Annotated in this window: 10 protein-coding genes; 6 read left to right on the forward strand and 4 right to left on the reverse strand. The window is 61.2% G+C overall.

The annotated features are described in order from the left end of the window. From NW863_RS02850 to glmS, 5 genes are all read left to right on the forward strand, one after another. On the forward strand, positions 1–366 hold a 366-nt coding region (locus tag NW863_RS02850; protein WP_414364242.1), incomplete at its 5' end, for an AIR carboxylase family protein. Positions 367–660: 294 nt separating this feature from the next. Next, positions 661–1461, forward strand: coding sequence for a TerC family protein (locus NW863_RS02855; protein ID WP_414364243.1), 801 nt, complete (start codon positions 661–663; stop codon positions 1459–1461). Between the two features lie 240 nt (positions 1462–1701). Further along, on the forward strand, positions 1702–2556 hold the full coding sequence (locus tag NW863_RS02860; RefSeq protein ID WP_414333565.1) for an ABC transporter ATP-binding protein: 855 nt from the start codon (positions 1702–1704) through the stop codon (positions 2554–2556). Continuing rightward, positions 2556–3782, forward strand: a complete 1227-nt coding sequence (locus tag NW863_RS02865; RefSeq protein WP_414364244.1) for an MlaD family protein — start codon at positions 2556–2558, stop codon at positions 3780–3782. Before NW863_RS02860 ends, NW863_RS02865 begins: the two co-directional genes overlap by 1 nt. A gap of 135 nt (positions 3783–3917) precedes the next feature. Then, positions 3918–5765, forward strand: a complete 1848-nt coding sequence (gene glmS, locus NW863_RS02870) for a glutamine--fructose-6-phosphate transaminase (isomerizing) (RefSeq protein ID WP_414364246.1) — start codon at positions 3918–3920, stop codon at positions 5763–5765. Here glmS and NW863_RS02875 read toward each other — a convergent pair. After that, the gene (locus NW863_RS02875; protein WP_414364248.1) at positions 5726–6256 is read right to left on the reverse strand and encodes a heavy metal-responsive transcriptional regulator; all 531 of its coding nucleotides are present in this window, start codon (positions 6254–6256) and stop codon (positions 5726–5728) included. The genes glmS and NW863_RS02875 overlap by 40 nt on opposite strands. An 82-nt stretch (positions 6257–6338) precedes the next feature. After that, positions 6339–6746, reverse strand: a complete 408-nt coding sequence (gene atpC / locus NW863_RS02880) for an ATP synthase F1 subunit epsilon (RefSeq protein ID WP_414364250.1) — start codon at positions 6744–6746, stop codon at positions 6339–6341. Positions 6747–6985: 239 nt separating this feature from the next. On the opposite strand from atpC, the gene NW863_RS02885 reads away from it, so the two are divergent. Further along, on the forward strand, positions 6986–7624 hold the full coding sequence (locus NW863_RS02885) for a Crp/Fnr family transcriptional regulator (RefSeq protein ID WP_414364252.1): 639 nt from the start codon (positions 6986–6988) through the stop codon (positions 7622–7624). 5 nt (positions 7625–7629) lie between these two features. Here NW863_RS02885 and NW863_RS02890 read toward each other — a convergent pair whose 3' ends face one another. Next, a complete protein-coding gene (locus tag NW863_RS02890) occupies positions 7630–8292 on the reverse strand; it encodes a Uma2 family endonuclease (RefSeq protein WP_414364254.1) in 663 nt (220 codons plus the stop codon). A gap of 134 nt (positions 8293–8426) precedes the next feature. After that, positions 8427–9251, reverse strand: a complete 825-nt coding sequence (locus tag NW863_RS02895; protein ID WP_414364286.1) for a creatininase family protein — start codon at positions 9249–9251, stop codon at positions 8427–8429. Positions 9252–9397: the final 146 nt, after the last annotated feature.

A 9397-nucleotide genomic window follows, 5' to 3' on the forward strand; every position in this document is an offset into this window, starting at 1 on the left:
TTTGCGGTCAAGCGCCTTTGGGATGTGGGGGTAGCCGGGATCCATCGCCTGTTGCACCACCGCGCCGCCCTGGAAGCCGATGTGCTGATTGTGGTGGCGGGCATGGAAGGGGCCTTGGCCAGCGTGGTAGCCGGCCTGGCGGACTGTCCGGTAATCGCCGTGCCCACCAGCATCGGCTACGGGGCCAGCTTCCAAGGTTTGGCTGCCCTGCTGACCATGCTTAACTCTTGTGCAGCGGGGGTGGGAGTGGTGAACATCGACAATGGCTTTGGGGCGGCCATTTTGGCAGGCCAGATTCTACGCTGTGGACAACGGCTGGCGGCGCGATTGCCTTCGCCTGCCCCCCCTGAGGGAGGAGAAGATTAAGAAATGTAAAACGATCCTGAGCCGGACAAGCTATACTCGGGCCATGCTGGGGTTTTGGATTTCTCCGCTGGGAGGTTGTTGCCAAGAATTGAGGGATGGATCCCTTCTCCAGGTATCTTTTGTCAGGTGTCTTTGGGGCGCTTCCTCAACGACAACGACCCTAAAAATCTCCTGGAAGGAGTTGTCGATAGATCTGGGATAGCGGTCTGGAGTTGGCTGCACCGAACGAACGATTTTTTTTGACCGGCGTACGTGAAGCTTGCTGCTATGTCAATTGAGGCAATAGATACCACTGTGGCTTTTGTTCAAGGGATAATTCAGTCCTTCACTTGGACAGATCTCTTTTTGGTGGTGGCTCTGGTGTTTTTGGAAGCGGCCCTCTCCGCCGATAACGCCGTTGCCCTGGCGGCTTTGGTCAAGCATTTGCCCACTCCTCAGCAACAAAATCGCGCTTTGCGCTGGGGCATTATCGGTGCCTACAGTTTTCGCATCGCCATTGTGTTTGCAGCGGTTTGGCTGGTGGAGTATCCGCCCGCTCAGTTTCTCGGGGCCTGTTACCTGCTCTGGCTGGCCTGGCAGCATTTTTGCGGGGAAGAAGAAGGATCCGAGCAAGACATCACCCGCCAGGCTAATTTTTGGCAAACCCTGGTGATGGTAGAGCTAACGGATCTAGTCTTTTCTTTCGACAGCATCGCCGCTTCGGTGGGCGTCTCCCGCAAGGCTTGGGTGATCATCCTCGGCGGCATTCTCGGCATCACCTTGATGCGCTACATGGCCTCTTTGTTTTTGCGCTGGCTGGATGAGTTTTCCCGCCTAGAAGATGCTGCCTTTGCCATCATCGCCCTGGTGGGAAGCCTCATGCTGCTGGAGGTGTTTTTCCCCCAAGTTGAGCTCCCGGAATGGGGGATGGTGGTGGCTGTGCTGCCTTTGTTTGTCTGGGGCTTTTCGCAGCGTACAAGCTCCTGCGCGGCAGCCGATGAACAGCCGCAGCCGACCCTGGCCGATCTCAGAGAGTTGCACCCGACCGAAGGGATCCCTGCCAGCCTAGCCCCCCTGCCTGAGGCCGAGCCTGCTCCCGAGCTACAGCCGGACTAAGGGGCCTCACGGACAGCTTGTTCCGGATCCCTGGACCTGGGAGGTCTGGTGGCTAAGAGACGAAGGCTGGCAGGTGCTCCGTAGCCTTGGCTGCTGGAGGCAACAGCAGCAAGTTGTTCGCGTAGTGCGACGGCTCTTAAACTAGCAATGGAACGCAAGCCACGGGAGGGAGGCACCCTGATCTTGCAGTTCTGCTGGAAGTGTTGGGCGAAGTGCTTCAGAAAGGACATTGGCACCAGCATGAACGGCCAACAGCAGCCGCCGGCGGAGAGTCCCCAACCCCAGTCTGGAGCGGGGAAGGGAGATCCCGTGCCCTTGGTGGAGCTACGGCAGGTTTCCAAGCGCTTTGGAACCACGCTGGTGCTTGACCAAGTCGATCTAAAGGTACATCGGGGCGACGCTCTGGGGCTAGTGGGGCCTTCCGGCACTGGCAAATCAACTCTGTTGCGCATCATCGCTGGCCTGACAGAGCCCGACGCTGGCGAAGTGCTCTGGTGCGGCATCCCCCTGCCGGAAATTCAGGCCGGCCACTGCACTCCCCCCTTGCGGGTAGGCATGGTATTCCAGCAGGCGGCCCTCTTCGACTCCCTGACGGTGGAGGAAAACGTCGGGTTTTTGCTCTACGAGCACTCGCGGCTGCCGCGGGCACGCATTCGGGAGCTGGTGGCAGCCAAGCTGGAAGCAGTGGGGCTGGCGGGTAAGGAGAACAGCCTGCCGGAGGAGCTCTCGGGGGGGATGCGCAAACGGGCCAGCTTCGCCCGCGCTATTATGGAGGATCCTTCTCTGCCCCAGGACGAGCCGCAACTGCTGCTCTACGACGAGCCCACGGCGGGCCTGGATCCCATTGCTTCCACAGTGATTGAAGACCTCATCCGGGATCTGCAGCAGGTGAAAAAAGCTTGCGAGAGCTACATTGTGGTGACCCACCAGCACAGCACCATCTACCGTGCCACCGACCGCATCGTGCTCTTGGCCCAAGGGCGGGTGCAGTGGGAGGGATCCGTGCAGCAGATCGAAACGTGCGATAACCCCTTTGTGCGGCAATTTTTCAGCGGTAGCGTAGAAGGGCCGATTCAAGTGGCAGGGCAGGTGTAATGCGTTCGCGAGCAATCCGAGAAGGGGCGGTGGGCCTGTTGATCCTGGCAGGGGTGCTGGGCTTTGCCGGGCTGTTCTTGTGGATCTACAACCTGCGCTTCGGCAGCCGCGGCTTCCAGTTTACCGTCACCTATCCCAACGTATCTGGCCTGGCGGAAGGCTCCAGCGTGCGGCTGCGGGGGGTAGGCGTGGGCCGGGTGGAGCGGATTTTGCCCCAGGCGGCCCGAGTGGAGGTGCAGGTGGCCATCGACCAGCCGCTGGCCATCCCCCGCGACGCCCTGTTTGTAACCACCCAGACGGGGTTGGTGGGGGAGACGGTGATGGATATCCTGCCCCGACGCGATGCCCCGGCAGCGGGATCCCCGCTGGCAGCCGATTGCGACCGCAGCCAAATCATCTGCGATGGGGATAGGGTGGAGGGCACGCCGGGCGTGGACTTCGGCCAGTTGCTGGTTCAGGTGGATCGGCTGGTAACGCGCATCAACAACGACGAGTTCTTCGCTACCCTCAACGCCACCCTAGAAGGGATCACCCGCGTCGCCAACAGCGTGGCCGATCTCTCCGAAACCGTGGAAAAGCAGGTGGCAGCCCTGCGCACGGAAGATCTGGACTTGTCGCAATTTACCTCGGCTGCCACGGCTATCCAAGACGCGGCTGGGGCTGTGAGAGGAACGGCCCGCAGTTTTCAAGCGGCTGCCGATCAGTTCACCCTTCTGGTGGAACAGAACCGCACCTCTCTCCGTGCCGCCCTGGAAAATATCCAGCAGGTGAGCGCCGATCTGCAAGCCATGTCGAGCGCGGTTCGCCCGCTGCTGACGGATCCGCAACTGCAGGCGGATGTGCGCCAGATCCTGGCCGAGGTGCGAGCGGCGGCGGAGAACGTGTCCCAAGCTACCGAAGATCTGCGGCAGCTTGCCGCCAACCTCAACGATCCGGGCACCCTGGCGACCTTGCGCCAAACCCTGGACTCGGCCCGCATCACCTTCCAGAATGCGCAAAAGATCACCGCCGATATCGACGAGCTGACGGGGGATCCCCAGTTTCGCCGCGGCCTGCGAGAGCTGGTGCTGGGGCTGAGCAACTTGGTCTCCAGCGCCCCTAAGGCCTCCGGCCCGCTTACGCGAACAGAAGACGGGATCCAGCCTGCTGCAGCCCAAGAGTATCGCTTCCGTTTTGCGCCCGTTTCTTTTGCCCTGGCCCTTGAGGAGCAGCAGCCCGTTCCCTAGGAGGAAGCCAGGATCCCTGCCGAGGTCTGCTCCCGCAGCGGCGGCAAAAGCCATTGAAGGGATCCGGAAGCTGGGGTAGGCTTTGCGGATAGGGTGCTTTGCACCGCTGGCGTGGCTGAGGTTGAGGTGTGAGGAATGTGCGGCATTGTCGGCTATGTGGGCTTTCAGTGGGCGGCTCCTATCCTCTTGGAGGGCCTGCGCACCTTGGAATATCGGGGCTATGATTCCGCCGGCATTGCCACGGTGGATCCAGAAGAGGGCTTGAGGATCGTGCGGGCCACCGGCAAGCTGCACAACCTGCTGGTGAAACTTACCGCCAACATGCCCACGGCCAAGGTGGGGATTGGCCACACCCGCTGGGCCACCCACGGCGGTGTTAGCGAAGAAAATGCCCACCCCCACTGCGACGCGCGCGGGCGCATCGTGGTCATCCAAAACGGCATTGTGGAGAACTACCTGGAGCTGAAGGAAGAGCTGCTGCGGCGAGGGGTTGGCTTTCGCTCCCAAACCGATACCGAGGTGATCGCCCAACTGCTGGGCCTCTACACCGAGGAGCTGGGCTGCTTCGAGACGGCCTTTGGCAAAGTCATGGGGCAACTGCGGGGGGGAAATGCCGTGGTGGCTTTGGATCGGGAGGCGCCGGATCGGTTGATTGCCGCCCGCCTGGGCAACGCCGGCGCTGTGGTCGTCGGCGAAGGGGAGGGGGAGAACTTCGTTGCCTCGGATCTGCCCGCCATTGTCCGCCACACCCGCAGGGTGGTGTTTCTGGAAGATGGGGAGATGGCCATCCTCACCGACTCCAGCGTGCGCTACCTGCGCATCAGCGGCGAGGAGCTGCGCAAAACCCCCCTCACGGTGGCCTGGGATCCCGTCTCGGCGGCCAAGGGCGGCTACAAGCACTTCATGCAAAAGGAGATCTATGAGCAGCCGCGCACCACCACCGATACGCTGCGGGGGCGGGTGGATCTGGAAGAGGGGCGGGTGACTCTAGAGGAGCTGGCGCTAACAGAGGCGCAACTGGCCCAGACGGAGCAGATTCATGCCGTGGCCTGCGGCACCGCCTGGCACGCCTGCCTGGTGCTCAAGTACTTTATCGAGAGCCTGGCCCGCATCCCGGTGCAGGTGGACTATGCTTCCGAGTTTCGCTACCGCCAGCCAGTGCTGCGCCCCCACAGCCTGCTTGTGGCCCTCACCCAGTCGGGCGAGACCGTCGATACGCTGGCGGCCATGAGCGAGGCCCGCGCCCAAGGGATCCCCACCCTGGCCATCGTCAACGCCATTGGATCCCAAGCCACGCGCCTGGCGGATGCCGGAGTTCTCTACATTCACGCCGGGCCGGAGATCGCCGTCGCTTCCACCAAGGTATTTACCGGCATGCTGGTGGCAGGATACCTGCTGGCCCTGCAACTGGCCCAGGCCAAAGGGATCCTCAGCCCGACCCAGATCCGATCCCACCTGCAAGCTTTGATCGAGCTGCCGGGCAAGATCAGCCTGCTCCTGAAAGATGCCGCCCTCTACGACCAGTTGGCGGAACAGTACCACCACGTCGCCGACATGCTCTACCTGGGCCGCTGGGTCAACGCCCCCATAGCCCTGGAGGGGGCCCTGAAAATGAAAGAGGTCAGCTACATCCACGCGGAGGGCTACCCGGCAGGGGAGATGAAGCACGGCCCCATCGCCCTCATCGACGAGCGCATGCCGGTGGTGTGTATTGCCACCCGCGATCCCGTCTACGAGAAGATGCTCTCCAACATCGAACAGGTACAGGCGCGGGGAGGGCGGGTGATTGCCCTGATCAACCCAGAAGATACCCAGGTGCGGGAGAGGGCCGACCACGTCATCGAGGTGCCCAGCACCACACCCCTGTTGTCGGCAGTTTTAAATGTCATCCCCCTGCAGTTGTTTGCCTACGCCATGGCGCTGCGCCGCGGGGCCGATGTGGATCAACCCCGCAACCTGGCCAAGTCGGTAACTGTGGAGTAGCGGCTGCCGACCTTGTCACCGCCGGCCTCTGGCTTTTGTAAAATCGGGCAGATCACGTCATCCTCGGCTGGAGATCCCGCTGGGATCCGCCAATCGGAGAGGAGGCTTTCAATTTGGCCTTTTAGAGCTTGCAACTCCGCCATCCGCTCTTCGATCTGACGCAGCTTCTCCTGCAGGTGTTGGCGGATCTCCGGGCAGGGCTGTTCCCCCTGGTCGTACACCTGCAGGATCTGGCCAATTTCTTCCAGGCTTAGCCCCAGGCTTTGGCAGCGGCGAATGAAAGCCAGCCGTCCCAGCACTGCCGGATGGAAGAGGCGATAGCTGGACTCCGACCGCTGCACCGTTGGCTTCAGCAGGCCCAGCGACTCGTAGTAGCGCACCGTGCGCACCGGTAAGCCCGCCGCTGCTGCCACCTGGCCAATCTTCAAGCTGGCCGACGCGCTAAAGGACTCCGTCCCGCTGACGCGAACGGCAACTGTAGGACTGAACATACCACCACCGGAGTAAACCAAGCCGCCATCAGGATCCCCTGCCGAGACCGAGTCGGCTCCTGCTCAGAGAAGCAGGGATCCCTTAGCTCTTGCTGCCCATCTCCGCCGCTTGCAGCAGAGCTCTGGCTCGCTGTTGATCCAACTTGGCCTGCAAACGCTCCTGCTTGTCGCTGCTGGTATTCAAAACTTTGCTCGCTTCGTCCAAGAGGGCCTGAGCTGCGGCCTTGTCCACTTTTTCTCCCCGCTCGGCGCGGTTAACCAGAACGGTTACCTCGTTATTTTCCACTTCCGCAAATCCACCCATCACGGCAATGGCCGACCACTTGCCGGCAGCTTTGACCCGCATCACACCGTTGCCGATGGCCGTCAAGAGAGGGGCATGGTTGGTGAGGATGCCCAACTGACCTGAGGTGGCAGGGAGGATCACTTCCTCAGCAGGGGCATCCCAAACGATGCGGTCGGGGGTGATCACGCGAACCATCAGCGTCACGGCAGGTCTCCTGAAGGGTTGAGCTTGGCACTTCTATCCTACCGGATCGTCGTCGCTCCTAGTTCTGCCCTCTGTGTGGCAAGACTTAACCCAAGCATAACCTCTCCTTTACTTCCGTCGAAGAGGCAAGCGATAAGGTGTTGTCGGGAACACTTATCCTCGACCCCAACTCCATGCTGTTATTGGCAGGGGGAAGCCCAACGACCAGTGTGCCCAGTTTGCCCTAGCGGAGCCAGCCTATGCCTGAAGCCATGTCCAGCTATTCTGCAGCCAGTCTACCTGTAGGGGAGCGGCAATTGCTAGAAGACCTCTACCGAGGCCGCAGCCTCTCGCCCTACGCTCCCGGACAGGTCATTCCCCTGTTTCCCGAGGAGTGGGTGATTGTCTGCCGAGGCGTGGTGCAATTGACTACTCTTTATCCCAATGGTGGCGAGGCGCTGTTGGGATTTGCCGGCCCCTCCATGCCGCTGGGATCCCCGCTGACGATGTTGGATCCCTACCAAGCTAAGGCATTGACGGCGGTTGACGTGCTGCGGCTGTCGGCAGCCGAGGTGGAAGCCTCAGAAACCCTGAGCCAGGGGCTGCTCAAGCAGTTGGTGCGGCGGCTGCGCCAAACCGAAGCGCTGCTGGCCCTAGCCGGGCGGCGGCGGGTGGAGGATCGGCTGCGCCAGTTGCTCTCCCTATTGGCGGTGGAGTTGGGATCCCCAATTGCGACAGGGGTGCGCCTGCAGGTGCGCCTTACCCACCAAGACTTGGCCAATGCCATCGGCACTACCCGCGTCACCATCACCCGTCTTTTGAACCGTTTCCGCCAGCAGGGCTGGATCGCGGTGGACAAAAACCGCCATCTCATCATCAAGCGGGCCCAAACGCCCTGATAGCTTTAAGCCTGGCGTTGGAGCTGTTGCAGGAGCCAGTTGGCGGCAGCAGTGTTGGTCTGGCTGGCCAGGCGTTCCAGAGCTTGCTCAAGCAGGGCTATCGGCAGGCCCGCCAGCACCTGCGACTGGGCAATGGCCCGATAGCGTCCATCCTCGGCCAGGGCAAAGGCAAAAACGCGCCGCCCCTTGACATCGATGACCCAGTACTCAGGAATGCCCAGGCTGGCATAAAGCTGCTTCTGCTCGTCCAGGTCGAGAGCAAGGGTAGTGTCGGCAATCTCGCCCACCAGGTCAGGGGGTCTTTGGAAACGCAAATCAATCCGCCGCGGCTCGCCAGCTTGGTACCTGGGGATGTTCTCCCCTTTGTAGAGCACTAAGTCAGGGGCGCAGGCATGGGTTTCTGGGTACTCAATCAGACAGCGACCGTAGGACTGCAGGGGCACATCCGGGTGGAGAAAGGCCCAAAACCCAAAAATGATGGTGATGAAATCGCTGACGGAGGCGTGCTCTGGCCCTTCCTTGCCCATGTTGACCCACAACCAGCCCTGGTAAAAAGAAATCTTCTGCCAGTCCAAGGTGGGATGGTTGCCAATGGTCAGGTAGTCCTGCCAAGTGGCGTCGTGCCGCTCGAGGATGGGAGGGGTGGCTGGCTTTGAGGAAAGAACCATTGCTCTCCCCTCACAGGGTAGGGGAACTTTCCCTCAAGCCTATCACCCGTCCTGGCAAAGTCGCTGCTTCCGCTCCTGAGAAGCAGGCTGGGCTGGCCAGAAGCCTCACAAGGTAAAGACATCTGCCGGGATCCCTACCTTGGCAGCGGGTCTTTGCGCCAAGCCTGGGGCTGTTGGAACTTGTACAGATCCCGGATCAGCCGCACCCAGCCATCGGCCATGGACTCCACCAAAAGTTTGCCTTTTTCCGGCGTGGCGGCCGTGGCATCCCCCAGGACACCACTCCGGCTGAGGTCGCGAGTTGTCCAGGCAAAAGAGATCCGCCCTTCCAGGCTAATCAGGCTGTCTTCCGGCAGATCCTGAGGGTACTCGCAGACCAAGCGGTCAGTTCGTACCGTCTCGGGCAACAGGTACATCAGCATGCTGGTCTCGCCGTCGCCGGCATGGATGCCCAGTTCCCGTTCTTTCGGGGTCATCAGCTCCTGGCCTTGGTGGGGAACGCGCCAGACGGAGATGGGGAAAAGGAGGAAGTCTTCGTACTTCTGGTGCAGGTCGCGGGCCACAATCTGCAGCACCTCAGGTTGGCCACCGTGGGAGTTGAGGAACACCAGCTTGCGAAATCCAGCCCGGTAAATGCTTTCAGCCACTTCGGCTAGCAGGGCCATCAGGGTTTGGGCTGAGAGGGTGATGGTGCCTGGGAAATGCCAGTGCTCGTTGGCCTTGCCATAGCACTGGGTGGGCAGAACGTAAGCGGGGATCTCCGGCTCCAGTTTTTCCATAGCCCGCCCGATGATTGCCGTGCCGATGCAGGCATCCACCACCAAGGGCAGGTGGGGCCCATGCTGCTCGATCGAGGCTACGGGCTGGATGATCACCACCTTCTCTTTGTGGGGCATGGCCTGGATCTCCGTCCAGGTCAGGTAGGGAAAAAAGCGGTGGGGCGGGATAAAGGTGTGCATCATGGCGGGATCCGTCCAAGTCTGCTAAAGAAGCTACCTGCCACCATGCCACAAGATTGGCGATCCCCTCGCAGAACCTGAGAAGGCGTAAGATCCGGTGTAGTTTGTCTCGTTCATTCCTCAGGGAAAGCCTGCCGTCCCATGAC

This window comes from Synechococcus sp. B60.1 (assembly GCF_047462555.1).
Classification (GTDB): Bacteria; Cyanobacteriota; Cyanobacteriia; order Thermostichales; family Thermostichaceae; genus Thermostichus.

What these genes read in the sequence shown, in the direction of transcription:
- NW863_RS02860 (WP_414333565.1), top strand. Translation starts at nt 1,702, where the DNA reads ATGAACGGCCAACAGCAGCCGCCGGCGGAGAGTCCCCAACCCCAGTCT.
- NW863_RS02865 (WP_414364244.1), top strand. Translation starts at nt 2,556, where the DNA reads ATGCGTTCGCGAGCAATCCGAGAAGGGGCGGTGGGCCTGTTGATCCTG.
- glmS (WP_414364246.1), top strand. Translation starts at nt 3,918, where the DNA reads ATGTGCGGCATTGTCGGCTATGTGGGCTTTCAGTGGGCGGCTCCTATC.
- NW863_RS02875 (WP_414364248.1), bottom strand. Translation starts at nt 6,256, where the DNA reads ATGTTCAGTCCTACAGTTGCCGTTCGCGTCAGCGGGACGGAGTCCTTT.
- NW863_RS02885 (WP_414364252.1), top strand. Translation starts at nt 6,986, where the DNA reads ATGCCTGAAGCCATGTCCAGCTATTCTGCAGCCAGTCTACCTGTAGGG.
- NW863_RS02890 (WP_414364254.1), bottom strand. Translation starts at nt 8,292, where the DNA reads ATGGTTCTTTCCTCAAAGCCAGCCACCCCTCCCATCCTCGAGCGGCAC.
- NW863_RS02895 (WP_414364286.1), bottom strand. Translation starts at nt 9,251, where the DNA reads ATGCACACCTTTATCCCGCCCCACCGCTTTTTTCCCTACCTGACCTGG.